Source organism: Pseudoalteromonas sp. SWYJZ19 (genome assembly GCF_015864375.1).
GTDB classification, from domain to species: Bacteria; Pseudomonadota; Gammaproteobacteria; order Enterobacterales; family Alteromonadaceae; genus Pseudoalteromonas; species Pseudoalteromonas arctica.
On the sequence record NZ_JADYXI010000001.1, the window covers coordinates 357,625 to 375,709 of the forward strand.

General features: G+C 37.0%; 19 protein-coding genes. 4 read left to right on the forward strand and 15 right to left on the reverse strand.

The window, feature by feature from the left end:
* Positions 1-9: 9 nt before the first annotated feature.
* The 13 genes from I6F45_RS01540 to I6F45_RS01600 form a co-directional block, all read right to left on the reverse strand.
* Positions 10-654, reverse strand: a complete 645-nt coding sequence (locus tag I6F45_RS01540) for a vWA domain-containing protein (RefSeq protein ID WP_197159502.1) — start codon at positions 652-654, stop codon at positions 10-12.
* 9 nt (positions 655-663) lie between these two features.
* Positions 664-1,314 (reverse strand): VWA domain-containing protein, encoded by a 651-nt coding sequence (locus I6F45_RS01545; RefSeq protein ID WP_231609585.1) that lies wholly within the window; start codon positions 1,312-1,314, stop codon positions 664-666.
* Between the two features lie 149 nt (positions 1,315-1,463).
* Positions 1,464-1,919, reverse strand: coding sequence for a tellurite resistance TerB family protein (locus tag I6F45_RS01550; RefSeq protein WP_166112568.1), 456 nt, complete (start codon positions 1,917-1,919; stop codon positions 1,464-1,466).
* 11 nt (positions 1,920-1,930) lie between these two features.
* Positions 1,931-2,542 (reverse strand): HAD family hydrolase, encoded by a 612-nt coding sequence (locus I6F45_RS01555; RefSeq protein WP_197159503.1) that lies wholly within the window; start codon positions 2,540-2,542, stop codon positions 1,931-1,933.
* 2 nt (positions 2,543-2,544) lie between these two features.
* Positions 2,545-3,633: a cysteine protease StiP family protein gene (locus I6F45_RS01560; RefSeq protein WP_197159504.1), complete on the reverse strand. Its 1,089-nt coding sequence runs from the start codon at positions 3,631-3,633 to the stop codon at positions 2,545-2,547.
* Positions 3,630-4,373: an HAD family hydrolase gene (locus tag I6F45_RS01565; protein ID WP_197159505.1), complete on the reverse strand. Its 744-nt coding sequence runs from the start codon at positions 4,371-4,373 to the stop codon at positions 3,630-3,632. The genes I6F45_RS01560 and I6F45_RS01565 overlap by 4 nt, the downstream gene beginning before the upstream one ends.
* Before the next feature lie 23 nt (positions 4,374-4,396).
* Positions 4,397-5,470, reverse strand: coding sequence for a phosphoribosyltransferase domain-containing protein (locus I6F45_RS01570; RefSeq protein ID WP_197159506.1), 1,074 nt, complete (start codon positions 5,468-5,470; stop codon positions 4,397-4,399).
* A gap of 321 nt (positions 5,471-5,791) precedes the next feature.
* Entirely contained in the window at positions 5,792-6,877 is a 1,086-nt protein-coding gene (locus tag I6F45_RS01575) for a sodium:calcium antiporter (protein WP_197159507.1), read from the reverse strand.
* 12 nt (positions 6,878-6,889) lie between these two features.
* Positions 6,890-7,468, reverse strand: a complete 579-nt coding sequence (locus tag I6F45_RS01580; RefSeq protein WP_197159508.1) for a TerD family protein — start codon at positions 7,466-7,468, stop codon at positions 6,890-6,892.
* 29 nt (positions 7,469-7,497) lie between these two features.
* Positions 7,498-8,100 (reverse strand): TerD family protein, encoded by a 603-nt coding sequence (locus I6F45_RS01585; RefSeq protein ID WP_197159509.1) that lies wholly within the window; start codon positions 8,098-8,100, stop codon positions 7,498-7,500.
* Positions 8,101-8,183: 83 nt separating this feature from the next.
* Positions 8,184-8,759 (reverse strand): TerD family protein, encoded by a 576-nt coding sequence (locus tag I6F45_RS01590; protein ID WP_197159510.1) that lies wholly within the window; start codon positions 8,757-8,759, stop codon positions 8,184-8,186.
* A 274-nt stretch (positions 8,760-9,033) separates the two neighbouring features.
* Entirely contained in the window at positions 9,034-10,128 is a 1,095-nt protein-coding gene (locus I6F45_RS01595; protein WP_197159511.1) for a TerD family protein, read from the reverse strand.
* 28 nt (positions 10,129-10,156) lie between these two features.
* Entirely contained in the window at positions 10,157-10,585 is a 429-nt protein-coding gene (locus I6F45_RS01600) for a hypothetical protein (RefSeq protein WP_197159512.1), read from the reverse strand.
* A 388-nt stretch (positions 10,586-10,973) separates the two neighbouring features.
* Between I6F45_RS01600 and I6F45_RS01605 the strand changes: the two genes are divergently transcribed.
* Positions 10,974-12,464, forward strand: a complete 1,491-nt coding sequence (locus I6F45_RS01605; RefSeq protein WP_197159513.1) for a SulP family inorganic anion transporter — start codon at positions 10,974-10,976, stop codon at positions 12,462-12,464.
* Between the two features lie 10 nt (positions 12,465-12,474).
* Entirely contained in the window at positions 12,475-13,326 is an 852-nt protein-coding gene (locus I6F45_RS01610; protein WP_197159514.1) for a universal stress protein, read from the forward strand.
* Between the two features lie 170 nt (positions 13,327-13,496).
* On the opposite strand, the gene I6F45_RS01615 is transcribed toward I6F45_RS01610, so the two are convergent.
* Complete coding sequence (locus I6F45_RS01615) at positions 13,497-14,390, reverse strand: LysR family transcriptional regulator (RefSeq protein WP_197159515.1); 894 nt, start codon at positions 14,388-14,390, stop codon at positions 13,497-13,499.
* A 116-nt stretch (positions 14,391-14,506) separates the two neighbouring features.
* Here I6F45_RS01615 and I6F45_RS01620 point away from each other — a divergent pair, with 116 nt between their 5' ends.
* Together I6F45_RS01620 and I6F45_RS01625 are read left to right on the forward strand one after the other, a co-directional pair.
* On the forward strand, positions 14,507-15,130 hold the full coding sequence (locus I6F45_RS01620; RefSeq protein WP_197159516.1) for a glutathione S-transferase: 624 nt from the start codon (positions 14,507-14,509) through the stop codon (positions 15,128-15,130).
* Positions 15,131-15,664: 534 nt separating this feature from the next.
* Complete coding sequence (locus tag I6F45_RS01625) at positions 15,665-15,835, forward strand: acetyltransferase (RefSeq protein WP_165727793.1); 171 nt, start codon at positions 15,665-15,667, stop codon at positions 15,833-15,835.
* A 38-nt stretch (positions 15,836-15,873) separates the two neighbouring features.
* Here the strand turns inward: I6F45_RS01625 and I6F45_RS01630 are convergent, their stop codons facing one another.
* Complete coding sequence (locus I6F45_RS01630; RefSeq protein WP_197159517.1) at positions 15,874-18,027, reverse strand: 2Fe-2S iron-sulfur cluster-binding protein; 2,154 nt, start codon at positions 18,025-18,027, stop codon at positions 15,874-15,876.
* Positions 18,028-18,085 lie beyond the last annotated feature (58 nt).

Below are 18,085 nucleotides of genomic sequence, written 5' to 3' on the forward strand. Positions count from 1 at the left end.
GTTATTCCCTTATAATACGATTTGAAACTCCGGCGGTGGAGGTGGCAGTGAATTTTCTAATGGTCCATCAACACCTGAGCTCATTGAGCCTGCTGCAATAGAGTCACTTACCCATTTAAAAAATTGTGAAAATGCCGAACTTTCCATGTTGTCTAACACAACAACATTATTCGTTAGTTGTTTTAAAAACTCAGGTTTTGCTTTAGGACCCGCCGCACACGCAATTATTTCAGCAAAGTTACTCGCTTTAACTTTTGGTAGACTTTCTTTAAACACCATTAAATCTGATGGTGAGCCATCGGTCATAATAAACAGCATCGGTCTAAAGTCACCTTTGGTAGTATCCGATGATTTAATTACATTTTTTGCTACTTTATCAACTACAAACTCCAGTGCTTCGCCCATATGGGTAGCACCTGATTTAGGCAGTTCAATCTCAGAAAACTGCGCACTTTCGAGTGGTGTTAATGGTAAGAGCTCTTTTATTTCTCGATCGAATGTAATTAAAGATATATAAACTGATTCAAGCGCGTAAGGGTCTTGTCGTAATGCACTGAGCATTGCGCTAATACCTACGTTAACAGCATGAATTGGCTCTCCTTGCATAGAACCAGAGCTATCTATTAAAAGGTATACAGGTAAACGTCTACTCATTGGTTACTCCTACTTTTTAGTTAAATCAACTAAGTTAATTTCAGGTGGCGGCGGCGGAAGATCCGATAGTTGTGAGACTTCTGATTCGCCATTTTCAACTTTTTGAGAGTTTGTAGAAATACTTGCAGATACCCATTCAAAAAAAGCTGAGATTGTTTTAGAGTCTGCATTTTCAAGGTGAACAACGTTTTCAGTAATTTTTGTAAGTTCGTCTATTTTTGCATGATGACCCGCAGCACAAGCCACGACTATACCCATTTTGGTTGCTTTTAAATCATCTATACCTTTTTGAAAGTCATCAGTTGCGCCACCATCGCTAAATACAAAAACAAGTGGTCGCCAATCGCCTTTTTCGTCAAGCGTTGTTGTTTTAACTTCTTCATTCACTTTACTGGCAAGTAAGGTAAGTGCAGCCCCAAGTGATGTAGTACCTGAAGGCGTTAAATCGGGTGATTGAAACGACATTAAATCAGTAAGAGGCACTGACTGAACTGCTTTAGTGTTAAATTCAATTATTGATAAAAAGGCAGTTTCAAGCGCATAAGGGTCTTGGCGAAGTGAAGTAAGTAAGGTTTCTAATCCATTTTTTACTGATTCGATTGGCTCTCCGTACATTGAGCCAGATGTGTCTAATAATAGGTATACTGGTAAACGCCTCATAATGAGTTCCTTAATAGATAATTAACGAAAACTCATGCGTAGATAAAGCAGTTAAACATAAACTAATAACACAAAGTGATAGTTGTCATTATTAATTTGTTAGCATATTTATTTACTACCTTCTCTACACATTAATTTTTATAACTGATTTACAAATCAAACTCAGATGGTGCAATACCTACCGCATTACACGCTTCTTTAATTGCACGTTTTTCGTCTGCGTCAAAATCGCCATCAGCACCGCCAATAACAATACCTAACTGAATACACGCACGCGCTTGGTCTGGTTTACCTTTTAACGCGCTCAAAGCTTGAATTGCTTCTATTTTACCAAAGTCGTAATCGGCTTCTAATTTGTTGCAATAAAAGTCAAATTTCTCTTTTAAATCAGAAGCAGAAAAAACCTTTAAAGACTCGTTAGACACAATAAAACCAGCCGTTTTTTTACGCTCGTCTGCATCAATATCGCCATCAGCCGCTGCAACTAAAGCACATATAGCCATTGAAGCATCTGCAAATTTTTTGTTTTTAAATTGTCCGATGTTTTTTTGTAAACTATCGTTTGCATCGCTTATTTTTTCTTTAACGTTATTCCAAAAACTCATACTATTCTCCATTAATTGTTTATAAACGGACTTAATTGCCCTTTTTTTACATAAAACTTTTTTTCAGCGAGCTCTAACATGGGTATATCTACTGGTAAATTACCGTATGCCTCTTCAACTGAGCACGTTAACTTTTCGCTCGCAATTAACGAGTTAAATCGCGTTACTTTTTCTTCAATTTGACACTCTGTACCAATTAACCCACTTAGTACATTATCATCTTCTTTCAATAATGTACCAATTACTCTTTCAACGGGCCATTGTAGTTTATTAACTATGCCTTCAATAAAGTATTGGGGCGAAGCGGTAATAATCCAAATTTCTACCCCTTGAGCATGCAAGTCCATCATTCGCTCTAGCACTGGCTTAATAGGGGTTAATTTTTCGGCTGTGTTTATACCCGCTTCAAATACCAGTTCGTTGCTTTTATTATTTAAAGAAAGCATATAGAAATGCTGTTTAATTTCATTTTTTATAATTTTTCTAGATACTTTTCGTTTTGCTACAATGGGTAAAAGGTAGGTAAAAAGAGGTCTTCTACCTAAAAAATATTTAAACAAAAAGCTTAAAGAGTTTTCTTTTACTAGGGTTTCGTCGAAATCAAATACTGCAATTTTTTTCATAACTAATCTACATCTTTTATAAGTGCGCAAGCACCAAATGGCATGTCAGGAAGTACACATACTTCAATGCTTTTCTCATTGGCTATTCTAATTAAATGTGCGGTATTTGGGTTAATCGCATCATTCACTATCAAAAGATCGGGTACTCGGCGTAGCATTACTCGGGTGGCTTCTGCAATACCGGGTTTAATTCTATTTATATCGGTTACATTAAATTTGTTCATTAACAAAGCAATATAGTGTTGCGTTAGCTGATTACGCGCTGCTCTTTGCTGCTCATCTGGCACGGCTGCTAATTTATAATATGCCGTTTTAAAGCAATTAGAAATTTCTGAAATAAACCAATTTGAATAATCGTATTGAGCCAAATGTTGATACGAAATACAGCCATGAAAGTCATCTTTTTTAATCTGCTCATTAATAACTGAGCGACTAATCAAACCACTTACCGTTGAGTTCATTAATGCACTGGGAATTGCATAGTCCTCAAACGTAACGCAGTAATCAGCGGTTCCACCTATGTCAGAAACAACATATAACGTATTGCCTATATTAACTTTACGGCTAACATTATACTGCGCAATCGCTTTTTTAAGCTCTTTGGTAATAACACCCTTAGCAGTCCAGCCATCAATAAATACAATGCTTTGAGGCGGTATTTTCAAATCAAAAATAAGGTAATCTAATGCATTAACATCAATACCTTTATCGCGAACAATGCTAATTGAGTAATGGGTTGAATTATAGTGTGAGTAGGTATTTATTCCTTTATTAACAAGCACGCCAATGGGTGTGCCCGCTCTTACTAAAGATACAATGCACACATCTTGATTAATATTTTCAGAAATTAGACATGACAAATTAAGAATTTCTTCAGCCAATTTATGCTTATATTTTGCAGTTAAATCATGAAATAATTTTTCATATTCAGGTGTTGGTTTACTTTCTTGGCTAACCATCTGAGAGTAATGCAATTGACCTTTTTGAATTAAACGCTCTTTATCTTCGATAGTATGAAATTCTGGTTTTATTTTTTTTAATAAGAACATGCAATCATGCTCAGGATAGCTACCAATTAATGGTGTTTTCATTGACATTGCTCCCTATCTAAAATTTGTGAACCGTTGGGAGTAATTAAAAAATCAGTTTCTTTCATAAAAGGTAAATCACTGTTGCTGTCGCCAATACTAAACACCGTGTCATGCTCCCCTATCTGCAATTTATTTTTAATAAACTTAACAGCAATCTCTTTTCTTGCATAAGGGGGTAATATTGCAAAGTTACGCCCATTATTGTGTAATAACATGTCATTAGGAAGTATGCTTTTTAAATACGAATCAACATCTTTGGCTTTATTTTCACTGTAATCACCTCTTGATACTTTAACACATATGTAAGCTGTAATACCTTGGTCAACAATAAGTCTGACCCGCACAGCACGACCGAATGCAGTAAAATGATTATGTAAATGATCAAACGTTTTTACCAGCTCGCTTTCCCATAATGTTAAGTTAAACTCTGCGTTAATAAATTCATGCCATTGCTCTAACAATGTATGATTTTGATCTAATATAACGGCGCCATGCGACACCACAGCATACGGTGTGTTTTTAACAACAGGTAAGCTACAATTTAAAAACGAATCTGTTCTTCTACCTGTTACCGGTATAAATACGCCACCTGCTGCTTCAAAAACATTTAGTAGTTTTTGCTGCTGTAGCGAAGAATACCCTTGAGGTTCACCTTCGCTATTTGTTGTTGCTACAAACGATAAGTCACTTTTTGTATTTTTTAAGTTTTGGAACAGTGTGTCGTCTAAATCAGTAAACACAAATAGCCTTGAGGTGTGCTGTGCTAGCATTTCCATTCGTGGTATTTAACCCCATCTGTAAATAGTAACCCTTCATAATTTTTTTCACTAACAACAAATATTGATTTGTTTTCGGGGAAAAAATTATATAAATAATGTTCACTATCGTTTTCTACTGTCGTAATTCTATGCTTATTAATAATTGTATCGCACAGCAATATTGGCGATCGGTTAATTGATTGAAAAACAACTTCAACACCTTCATTTTCAAGCCTTTCTGCTAATAAAAACGGGATATATTGATGCTCTCCATCGGCAATAACAACCGTACTTTGAGATGTATCAATGCTGTTTATTTTTTCTTTATAAGGCATTAGTAAACCACATCTACCCGTATCGTTTGCGGATGCCACACTAGAAAGCCTTGAGTTTACTTTATCAGGGAGTTGAGGATTAAAGTCTGGGTCTTTATCTAAACTAATATTAGCTTTGAGCAAAGAAACATAGCGAATTGGAATATCCAAATTCAAGCCATGTAAATAGTTTTGCTCACCCATTAAATCGACAATTGAGGTAACAACTATTTCTTCTAAATCGGGTAAGTAAGGAAGTATTTTTAAAAGCAAAACCTTAATAGTACGCCCAGTCGTAATTTCATCATCAACTATAACAAGTCGTTTAGATTTAATGATAGAGCTTAATAAATCGTCACTTGGTTGATAAAACATGTGGTTAACTGCATGGCTATGTTCTTCGTCTACAGTAAACCATAATTTTTCATCTAGTTTATGCCTTGTCGTATGTTGAAAATAAACATCATCATTTTGAATATGAGCCAAACTGTCAGCAACACCTGCACCTAGCCCTGTTGCCGCTTCAGCAAAACTGACAACATAGGTTTGAGAGCCCTCGCCTATTTTTTCGGCTAGTTGATTATAAGTTTGTCTCATTACTTTAGGGGCAGTTGGGGTGTAACGTCCTATCAATTTATTTACTAAAATAAAATGGCGTTTAGGGTTTTCTCGACAAGCAAATGTCAAAATACGATCTAATGTTGTTTTTTCTTCAGCCGTTTTTAACGAGAGTGTGCCAGCTTTAATGTCGTAGATATGTTTCATATTTTCCAGTTATATTTTCTGTATGCTTATAAAAATCCCAGTTGCTATTACGCTCCTGTTTAACTGAAAATTTTTTAATACATTTATAAGTCAATTGTGTGTTTAAGCTAGTGTGTAAGTTTTATTAATATGCACGTTGATTGTGTTTTTTAGAGTCTATTTTAAACACTCAAGTAACAATGTGTAATTTTGCTAAATGCTAAACCGCATATGTCAAAATTATAAATGGGCTTAAAATATAAGCCCATTTTTTTATTTATATCTACTTTATACTCTTTGGTATGAGGTTGATTAAATCACTGTTTAGTTATTATTTAATCGTTATTGAATAACGAAATACATGCTTGCTGCCCAAACGGCAAACATAGCAAGTAAAAAGTAAGCTATCTTTTTAGTTACTCTTTTATAATTAAATAATAAACTTGCAGCCACTGCCGCTGTAACGCCAACAATAGACCAACGTAATATTGTTAAATTATCATCTTGCACAAGCGGTAATGAATCAACACCATTAATTATAAACCAAGCTAATAGCGGTAATGCAAATGCAATGGTCGTGTCAAAAGTGTTAGATGCTAGTGGATTAGCAACTGCATCTTCGTATTCACCTTTTTGAGCATCTTTAACTGATAAAATTAAGTCAGGTACAGATGAAGCCGCAGCACCAAAAACTAAACCAGCAAAAAATTGAGGTACACCTAATACTGTTGCGCTGCCTAAAACACCTTCAACAAGTATGTGTGAAGCACCAGAAATAACCGCAATAGCTAATGATAAAACAATTACTGCACTGGTTGCAGAAAATGCGCGATTAGAGAAAAAGATTGCATTAAAGTTAAAGGTAAATATATTTGCTATAAACCCTTTGTCTTCTATCTCTTCATACTCATATTCATCATCATCGTCGCCACCTTCGTGATTTTTAGCATCAAAATATAAATGAACTGCATATAAAAAATAAATTACATTTAATATAACGGCCATCCAAATTGTAAAGCTATTAAAACCAAGGCACACAATTAATGCTATTTCAGCAGTTAAAACCCAAAAAACATCACGTAAAAGTACATGTTTATTAAGTTCAATATGCTCTACCGATTTACCATTTCCATCTTTAGCCATAATGATAGACAAAGCAGGTATAACACAGCCATTAAAAATAGCAGAGCCCGCTGTAACACCTAACGCAACCATAACCAAAGATGGGTCGTTAAACCAAAATAAACAAGCAATTACAACACACATTTCTGGCATGCTAGAACCAATAGCATTCACTGTCGCGCCTTTAACCCCTGGTGGGAAATTGCGACCTAAATACCCTGCTGCCTGCTCAAATGTGTCACATGCAAACTTAAGTAAGTAACACGACAAAATAATATATATAAATGGTAATATTGTATCTAACACGTCTTTCTCCGACTAGGCAATATTAACGCCATAATTAACAGCCATAGCATGCAGACCACCTGCATACCCTTGACCAACCGCTCTAAACTTCCATTCATTATTATGTCTGTAAAGCTCACCAAAAATGATGGCTGTTTCAGTTGAGTAATCTTCTGATAAGTCATAACGAATTATTTCTTCACCTGACTTTTCATTAACTACGCGTATAAACGCATTCGACACTTGCCCAAAGTTTTGAGAACGGGCATTTGCATCATGAATGGTCACACCAATAATAATTTTATGAACGTTACTAGGAACGGCCGCTAAATCAATTTTTATCGACTCATCATCTCCCTCACCTTCTCCAGTTAAGTTATCTCCGGTATGCTCAATTGATAAGCAAGGTGAAGTTAACGCACCATAAAAAATGAAGTGTTGATCAGATATAATTTTTCCACTTTCATTTAACATAAACGCTGATGCGTCTAAATCAAAATCAGCACCATCTGATGAACGAGAATCCCAGCCAAGCCCTACTAAACATTTACTGATACCAGGTGCTATTTTTTCAAGAGAAACATTTGCACCTTTTTGTAAGGATATAGCCATTAATGACTCCTTTAATACCTATAAATACTTTACAGGTAACTACTTTCAGCCGTTTTGATCGTTTGCTCAAGCTTTTTATCGCTTGTTGTTTCACCAATTGCAGAAAATTTCCAGTTACCATTATGCTTATACAATTTACCTAAAATCATAGAAACAGAACCCGCAAATTTAGGGTCATTCGCTATATCGTACACAGCGTGAATTGAATCAACACGACTAGGCGTACCTTCGTATAAACGAATTGATGCAAAAGGAATTGTTTTAAAATCATCGCCACTGAACGAATTAAGTACGAATACAATTTGTTCTGCTGCAGCTGGTAATTGGCTTAAGTTAACGTTAATTACTTCGTTGTCTAGTCCGTCATCACCATCAGTATCACCGGTTAAGTCGTCGCCCGAATGCTGAATACCCGTTGAAGCTAGTTTTCCAAAGTATACAATGTCTAACAACTGTTTATTAGCATCAAAAACTGCACAACTTGCGTCTAAATCTACTGCAACCATCTTTTTACCAAAGAAGCCTTTTTTCTCAATAGCTCCCCAGTTAACGCCTACACAAATATTTGTTAAAGTAGAACCGTTAGACTTTTCAAGGCTGATTTTCTGACCTTTTTGTAATGAAATTGCCATTTTAAATCCTTTATATTAAAAAAAATCAGCTGAAACTATAATTAATTTCAACTGATTTATTAGTTAACTAATCTGGTGTGGTATTAAACCGATACGCCGTATTGGCGAGCTAAAGGTGCAAGACCACCTTCAAAACCTTGACCAATCGCTTTAAATTTCCACTCGCTGTTATGACGGTATAGCTCACCGAAGATCAATGCTGTTTCAATTGAGTAATCTTCAGATAGGTCATAACGTGCAACTTCTTCATTTGATGAAGCATTAACAATGCGGATAAATGCGTTTGATACTTGACCAAAGTTTTGTTTTCTTGTTTCTGCATCATGAATAGTTACAGCAACTACAATTTTAGTAATATCTGCAGGGATATCTTTAAGGCTAACTTTGACTGATTCATCATCGCCTTCGCCTTCACCTGTTAAGTTATCACCAGTGTGCTCTACTGATTTACACTCAGAAACTAAGTTATTGAAAAAGATAAAACCGTTATCAGCTTTTACTTTGCCTTCTGCATTAAGCATAAATACTGATGCATCCAAGTCAAAATCAGCGCCGTCTGTAGCACGAGAATCCCAACCTAAACCTAATAAACAATTTGTCATCCCTGGAGCAACTTTCTCTAAAGAAACATTACCACCTTTTTGTAAAGATACTGCCATTTTAAAACTCCTTTATAATTTATGTAAACGAATAAAATAAAACACTTACGATACAGATTTAATGTATCGACTTAAAAAAATAATACCATAATGAACTATCTAAACAAGAGCAAACAATAAGACTTTTTTGCTCTCATTTTTTTACTATATTTATGCAATATAAATATAGTTAGCAAGTACTAAAATAAAACTAAAATTATCAATTTTTTGCTCATAAAACGACTTAAATTCAATATCAACTTGTAACTTTAAACTTAGTTAACTTTATAGTTTGTTATTTACTCCCAGCGCTCCATTTAAAACCCCATCCGTATGCTTTATCACAGTCAGCATGACCTTTGAAAAAACGATTCAGCCTTTCTACTGCCACTATATTATTTTCAACGGTTAGCTCTGCAATAGCGCAAAAACCGGTATTACTTGACGTTTCGTTTAGTTGGGTTTCGATAGGTGGCATGTCTGGCACATGCAACGTTACTACTGCCTTTGCTTTATCCCAGTTTGGACTGCCTGAATAAATGAATGAAAAAACAATAATACGCTTTACGTTATTAATATTATTCCCATCTATATGTATCCACTCACCGTTTGAGCTATCACCTGTTCTGTCATCTGCTAATAACTTAATATAAGGGCTATATTCAAAGCGGTTTCCTAAAGCTTGAATTATGCTCTTTTCACCGTTTTTAAGCTCTATGTATGCACCAAGGTCGAGGTCTATTCCTGAACTAAAAAACCCGCTTTTGCCTTTTTCCCAGTTTAAATTAACTTTTATTAAGCCTAATAAGCCAGCCTTTTTAGTAAGATCAACTTTAGGAGAGCTTTTAGTTAAATTAATTTTGCTCAAATTAATTTTTGGTACAGGTGCTGCCTTAGGAGGTGAAGGTTCAACTACAGGTTCATCCGCTATATCAACGCCATAATGCTCGGCTAATGGTTTTAAACCGCCGTTAAATCCTTGACCAACAAACTTAATTTTCCAGCTATTATTACGTTTATAAACTTCTAATAAAATAAGTGCAGACTCAGTACGTCCATTAGTATCTAACTGGCATTCAAAATCAGAACTGGTAAAGGAAATAGCTGGATGGGTTGCAAAAGTACCGTTATCCATAGTGGCTGCAATAGCGAACTTTTCAATATTAGAGGGTACATTATCAAGATTTATTAAAATTTCTTTTGATTGTAAAGTAACAGTACCACATGCACTTTTTGGAGCGCCGTAAAAAACCATACCATTGTCATTGTGTACTTTGCCATTTTCACCCAGGCAAAAAACTGAAACGTCTATTGAATCAGTCATAGTATGTTCTATTGTAAAGCTTGGTTGAGTAATATTTGTATTACTACCTATAACGAGTATTGCCAAAACGATTCCTTTTTAAAATATATAACGGCTAATCAATGCGCTCTATCTCAACCCCATCTTCGTTGAGAAAAGCGGTAAGTTGTTTAATATTATCATCTAGTGATTCATACATAGTGTCAAACGAATCGCTTGACCAATCACCATACTCACTTCGCCATTCAAACCACGCATTTGATTCAAACTCATACAGATCGTCTGTTTTTTCAGACTGCTCCCCGCGTAAAAATGCAACAAGCTCCGCTAATGTAAGCGTTTTATCATCAACGAGCTTTAATATTTCGGGCCCTGTAAGCGTTGTTTCGTCTGGCAGTGAAATATCAAGGCACGACTCAACAATAAGTTTGTAGCCTTTGTATTCAAGCAAAGTGGTTACCTGGTTATAATCAGAATGACCAACTAAAATACTGGCGTAGTTGTCACTAATTTCTCCATTACTAAAAGACAATTTTTTGTGCATTAAGTTTCCCTACATTAAGATTTTTTAAGCGGCATTTAATGCCTTTCACCTATTTAGTGAGGTAATTTATCTGATAGATCACTATTAATAAATCTTAAATTTGTAACTATATAAGTCTGGCGCAGTAAATTTAGCTTGTGGTTAAAATTACGATCTACTAGAAACAAACCTACCCTTATGTTATTTTTTGTTCTGTCAGGAAGTAAATTAATCAATTGAATCAACTATAGGAGTCTTTCTTTTTTGAAACTTACGCCGCCCTAAGCAACCACTCCCTTTTTCATCAGCACGTTGCGTGCAACCTTAATCGCCGCCTGCGCGAGAATCACTGTTATTAAAATAAAATATTCCCCTATACTTTGGGAAACTAACTAATTAGGTTACTTACATGTTTGATCACGTAAAAAGAGATTGGCTCTCTAATGTTCGTGGTGATGTGCTTGCTGGTATTGTTGTGGCACTTGCCCTAATACCGGAAGCTATTGCCTTTTCTATTATTGCGGGTGTTGATCCAAAGGTAGGTTTGTACGCCTCATTTTGTATCGCGGTTATTATTGCCTTTGTAGGCGGACGCCCAGGTATGATCTCGGCGGCTACCGGTGCAATGGCACTGCTAATGGTCACGCTAGTTAAAGACTACGGTCTTGAATATTTACTGGTTGCCACCTTACTTACCGGCGTAATACAAATATTTGCAGGGTTTTTAAAGCTCGGTGAGTTAATGCGGTTTGTATCACGCTCTGTTGTTACTGGGTTTGTAAACGCACTGGCAATTTTAATATTTATGGCGCAGTTACCTGAGCTGACTAATGTTACCTGGCATGTTTATGCGATGACCGCGGCGGGCTTGGGTATTATTTACTTATTTCCGTATATTCCAACCATTGGCAAAATCCTTCCCTCTCCTTTGGTGTGTATTGTTGTTATTACGCTTGTTTCACTGTTTTTAGGGCTTGATATAAGAACCGTTGGCGACATGGGTGAATTGCCAGATACTCTACCTATATTTTTATGGCCTGATGTACCACTAACACTCGAAACACTGCAAATTGTTTTACCCTACTCTATTGGTCTTGCTGTTGTGGGCTTACTTGAGTCAATGATGACCGCCACTATTGTTGATGACTTAACCGATACAACAAGCGATCGTAATAAAGAGTGTAAAGGTCAAGGTATTGCCAATATTGGTGCAGGCTTATTTGGTGGTATGGCGGGTTGCGCCATGATTGGGCAGTCTATCATTAACGTTAAATCGGGCGGTCGTGGTCGGCTCTCAACGTTTATTGCCGGTTTGTTTTTAATCATCATGGTGGTGTTTTTAGATGAATGGCTACGGTTAATTCCTATGGCTGCATTGGTTGCTGTAATGATTATGGTATCGATTGGTACGTTTTCGTGGGCATCAGTTAAGGATTTAAAAAAGAACCCGCTTTCATCAAATGTAGTAATGATTTCCACCGTTATTGTGGTGGTTGCTACGCATAACCTAGCTATTGGTGTTTTAGTTGGCGTATTGTTAGCAACGTTGTTTTTTGCCAATAAAATCGGCCGCTTTATGGTGGTTAAAGCCAATCATGATGAAATCAACGACCAAATAACTTATGAAGTTGTTGGCCAAGTGTTTTTTGCCTCCGCTGAGCAATTTATAGCGTCGTTCGATTTTAAAAATGCGGTTGCTAATGTAGTAATAGATTTAACCCATGCCCACTTTTGGGATATAACAGGTGTATCGTCACTCGACAAGGTGGTTATTAAATTTAGGCGTGAAGGCGCAACAGTTGATGTTATTGGTATGAATAGCGCAACCGAAACCGTTGTTGATAAGTTTGGTGTGCACAATAACCCTGAAGAAGTCGAAAAACTACTTGGCGGACATTAAGGAGAATGTAATGACTAAAATAATTACCTGTGTTGATGGCTCAGCCATCACTAAAAATGTAACCGAAGCCGCTATTTGGGCTTCAAAAAAGCTAAATAAACCCATTAGTTTTGTGCATACGCTTGAAAAAGCCCAGCAAACTAATATCGGCAACTACTCTGGCAGCATTGGGATTGGCGCGCATTCTTCGCTGCTTAGTGAAATGGTAGCCCTTGACGAGCAGCGCTGCAAAGTAAGTTTAAAAATGGCTGACGAATTATTAAACTCAGTAAGTGAGCATGCTAAATCGGCAGGCATTACTAATTTTGAGTTAATTAAGCGCCACGGTGATTTGCTCGATACCGTTATCGACTTTAAAGACGACACTCGCCTTATTGTTATTGGACAAAATGGTACTGGACATAGTAATAGCTTAGCGGTACTTGGCTCGCATATAGAAACCCTAATACGCAATGCAACCCAGCCTATCTTGCTTGTTCCTGAAACGTTTAAACAACCTACGTCATTTATGATTGCGTACGATGGCCGCGAAACAGCCGATAAAGCGCTACAACAAGTAATTGATGGCGGTTTATTACACGGCTTACATTGTCATTTAGTGAGTATTAAAAACAACGAAGAAGACCTTGAAGAAAAGTTTATTAACGCGCAATACAAACTCACCAGTATGGGTTTTAAAGTGTCAGCAAGCTTTTTAGAGGGCAATATTTTTAACTCGTTAATGCAATACAAAGAGCAAAATAATGTAGAACTAATTGTAATGGGTGCGTTTGGGCACTCTAAGCTAAGGCAGTTTTTTGTAGGCAGCAACACCATTAAAATGCTCGAAAACAGCGATGTGCCGGTGGTTATTTTGAAGTAAATGTCGCTTTTAAGTAAGTGGTTATTTTAAAATAAGTAGTTATTTAAGAATAAATTTAATAGCCCACACCAAAAAGCCTAAAATCACTTAACTGATTTTAGGCTTTTTGTTTTTGGCTAAGCTTAGGTTTTAACTTTAATTTTAGCTTTAAAGTAAGGTTGAGAGTCGCTTTATTTTTTAACTTCAAACTTTTCGAATAAAAACTGAATAAACGACGTCACCTTTTGAGCCACAAATTTTCTATGCGGATAAATAGCAAATAAACCAAACTCAAATGTTTTATAATCCCGCATAACCTGCACAAGCTTACCCGATGCAATATCGTCTCTCACCACTATTTCAGGGATTAAGCCAATACCGCCACCCGCTACAACCACCTCTTTTACAGCTTGTGGATTATTAACCGAAACACGCGAGTTTACGCTTGCCGTTAATGCCTCACCACTTGGTGAAACTAGAGGCCAATGGCGACCTATTTTAAAGTTGCTATCAATCACTGTGGCGTGTTGCTCAAGCTCGCCAACACTTGTAGGTGCGCCAAAACGCTGAATGTATTCGGCTGATGCACATAAAATTAAAGGGTAACTGGTAATTTGCCTCGCGATTAAATTAGAGTCAGACACACTGCCAATTCTTATTGCTAAATCAACACCCTCTTCTAGCAAATCAATTGTTTTGTCAGAAAGCACTAAATCAATACTTAAATCAGGGTATCGGCTCAGTAACTCAGGCATTAACGGCGCAAGGTTTGATTCACCAAACGACACCGGCGCACTCACCCTAAGCTTTCCGCTGGCAAGCGCTGTTTGACCCGATAAGTTATCGAGCATTTCGCTGTAGCTTTCAATAACGGGCACTACGCTTGCGTAATAACTTTGCCCCGCTTCGGTAATCGAAATTCTACGCGTGGAGCGGTTAAATAATCTAACCCCTAAGTCTTGCTCTACAATGCCCACGTATTTACTAACCAGCGCCTTTGAAAGCCCTAGTCTGTCGCCTGCGGCTGTAAAAGAGCCTGTTTCAACAACCGCGATGATTGTTTTAATGCCAATAATAGTATCCATGATTGTCAATATAGCATTGACATTAATTCCTTGCTAGCTCGGTTTTTCAAAACTGACAATAGTGAAAGAATAGCGTTACTAAAAATCACTATTCAAAATTAAAAACAGGACAACCCATGAGCAAACTAACGCTATACCGTTTTACTTTATCTGGTCATTCACACCGCGCAGAGCTATTTACATCGCTTTTAAAGCTTGATGTAAATATGGTTGATGTGGCACTGCAAAACGGCGCACAAAAGCAAGCTGACTTTCTAAAAATGAATATTTTTGGACAAGTACCGGTACTCAAAAATAACGATGACGTTATTAACGATTCAAACGCTATTTTAGTGTACTTGGCACAAAAATTTGATGCTAACAGAACCTGGTACCCTGAAAATGTTACGGTTCAAGCGCACATTCAACGCTGGTTGAGTGTTGCTGCGGGGCTTGTGGCTTCAGGCCCTGCTGCAGCGCGTTTAGTAACAGTATTTGGCGCGCAGCTTGATCATCAAAACGCGATAAACATCGCCCACACATTATTTAAAACCATGGATGCGTACTTACAAAACCGCGAATACTTAGTAGGCACTCAGCCAACTATTGCCGACATTGCCAACTTTTCGTACATAGCACACGCACCAGAGGGCGGCGTATCTCTTAGTGAATACCCTAATATTTTAAGATGGTTAAGCAACATTCGTAAACTTGATGGTTTTATAGCAATGCCTGAAACAAAAGCAGGTTTGCTGGCTTAGTCGTTCAAGTATTTAAGAGTGTTTTATAAGAGGCTATTAAGCCTCTTTTTTTGTTTTTGTTAAAGTGAAATCTGAAATTTAGTGTAAGTAAATAGGCCGATATTTTGACTGGCAGACAACTATTAATTGAATTAGTTGATACATATCTATGCGAATAATACTGTGAGAAATTTAATGTGAAAATAAGGGGAATTCTTTCTGGTAGAGCAGTTAGAAGATATCTAAAATTTGGCGGTAGGAATAAATACGGGGGAGCACTCAGACCTTCGCGAAATGTATGGCGGTATCACAATGCCTGAAAAAAAAGTAGGTTTACTTGCCCAGTGATAAAAGCTTACTACTGTTTTAAAACAAGTCATCGTGCTTTTTTATAAGTTTCAAATGTACTATTTACATGTTTAAAAATTAGAGATTATTTCATAAGCTCATTTTTTAATTAATTTTAGCTGTTGGAGTTATTCTACCACCTCGCCATGTTCTCTTTCATAATATAGACGTATACTTAACTTAATACGTTATCAAAAGGTCGTTGTAATGAATAAAAAAGTAGAAGCTTACGGCGTTTCATCCGTTGATAGACCTAAGATTAAAGCAACTAAAACTTTAGATTTATCGGGTGAAGCAGGTAAGCAAATTGTAATATCTGAAGCTAAGTTAGCTTTAAAAACACATAAAAAAACATTTACTAAATTAGCTCGCATGTAATGACGATAAGGTGACTCAAAACTAAAGTACCGTAAGCTTTATAGCTCTAAATCAAGCTCATCAACATCTTTGGCGGGTACAGCGCAGCAAATTAGCGCCTGCCCTGTCTCTACTGGGTAACTCACGTTATTTCGATAAACCACAGCGCCTGCATTTATTCTTACGGCGCAACTGCCGCAGCTGCCGTTTCGACAACCAAACTCAGGTTCTAAACCATGAGCTTCGGCTACATTAAGTATAGTGTTGTCGCCTTTGTTCCAGCGTTGTTCAAAGCCCGATTTACTAAATTTAATTACGGTGCTGTCTGCTTCCTCAACGCTAATCTCTTTGCTTTTATTAGGCGCTTCGTTTGTGTTAAGCACTTTGCGCTTAATAATGGAGGGTCCAAATGCTTCTGCAAATATGTTTTTATCCTGCACACCGAGCATTAATAACTCGTTATATACGTGTTGCATAAACGCTTCAGGTCCGCATAAAAAGAATTCGTAATCATCAAGTGGTAAATAAGATCTAAACACATCCGCATTTATGCGCCCTTTTAAATTAAAGCTTTCGTCTTTTAAATTAAAGCTCTTATCTTTTACGTTAAAGCCATTGTCTTGCTTTTCATCAAGCTCAGGCTGAGATAAAAGTGAGTAGTAATCAATTGCGCCGCCACTCGTGTTTGCAAGTGTTTTTAGCTCGTTATAAAACGCACGCTGTTGTTTATTTTTAGCACTGTGAAAAATATGCAAAGGGCGTGTATAGCGGGTTCTTAGCCCTTCATTGGCAATGTGTTTAGCCATTGAGATCATAGGTGTAATCCCTATTCCGCCACCAATGAGTACCGCAGGTTTGGTACTGGTGGGGTCAATAAAAAACTGCCCTTGTGGGTATTTAGCTAAAATAACGTCGCCTACTTTTACGTTATTATGAAAGTAGTTAGACACCTCGCCACTGAGCTCTTTTTTAATCGATAACCGATAAAAGAGTTCATGCGGGCTTGATGAAACGGTGTAGGTTCTAGTAACAGGTTTGCTATTACTGTTGTTATTGTCGCTATTTTTACTTGGTATTTGTACGGTTAAGTGCTGCCCAGCTTTAAACGGTAACAAGGTTGTATTGTTGTGCCCTTCTAAATAAAAGGAGGTAATTACATCACTCTCTTTAATTATTTTAGTTACTTTTAAAGGCTGCCAAGTATGTTTGAGTTTTTCGGCTTGGTTGTTTTTATCAGCCTCAAGCCACGTACCCGTCATTTTAGTGTTAGGTGAGTAAGAATCAAATTTAGCACTAAACGGGAGTAAATTTTTAAGCCACATTCCTTTAGTGAGGGTAAATTTCCAGCCTCGATCTGCACCAATAAAACCTTTAAGCTCTGGGTGCCCATCCCATAAAATTTCAACGCTGCCGGTAAGCATTAATACATTACCCGTATCAAAATCAGGAAATAACAAACCTGCTTTTGGGTTTAATAAAAAGTTACCCATGGTATTAAAAAAATTGTTACCTGCGTAGTCAGGAATCGTTAATGTATTACCTTCGCGCTTTACAAAACCCGGCAACCCACCACGGTGAGAAACATCAACCCCTTCAATTTTTGGATTGTTTTTAGCAGTTATAAAGCTTGAAACAAAAAATGTATCGGTGGTGTCAATTAACGCAACTGCTGCGTTATCAAGTGTATTAAATTCAACTTTTTGTACCGTATTACTTTTAAGTAAGGGATCTCTATTAAACGTTAAGTCGCGCGTTTGAATATACTGCGGACAATTACCAAAGGATTGATCAACACTAAAACTCACCTTATTATCGCTAATTACCTCACCTACACGCACATTTAAACGGTTACGCCTACGCGTGCTTAGCTCAATGCCTAATAAACCAATTGGCGAGCCGGCAATATTTAACGTGTTATGTAAGGGGTCGTTTTTATCAACCGCGTGGGTCATTAATAACGACGTGGAAGTTGGGGCGCTTAAAAAGCCTGACTGCCCTGAAACAATAGATACCCAAACATCGGCATTTTCATCAACACTGCCTGCAACCACAAACGGTAACTGCTCAAAAAATGCTTGATGCTGCTCTGGCATAAATGAGCGCACAGCACGTTTGCCAAATGTTGCCATTATTTCTCGTTTACCGAGTTTGTCTTGTATTGCCAGCTCGCCTTCGTGAAAAGGTGAAGCATCTATTGAGTTTGTGTTAGTCATTTTACTCGTAATTCGTGTGCGTATTTTATGGGTTAAATTTAACTCAATACACAATAAA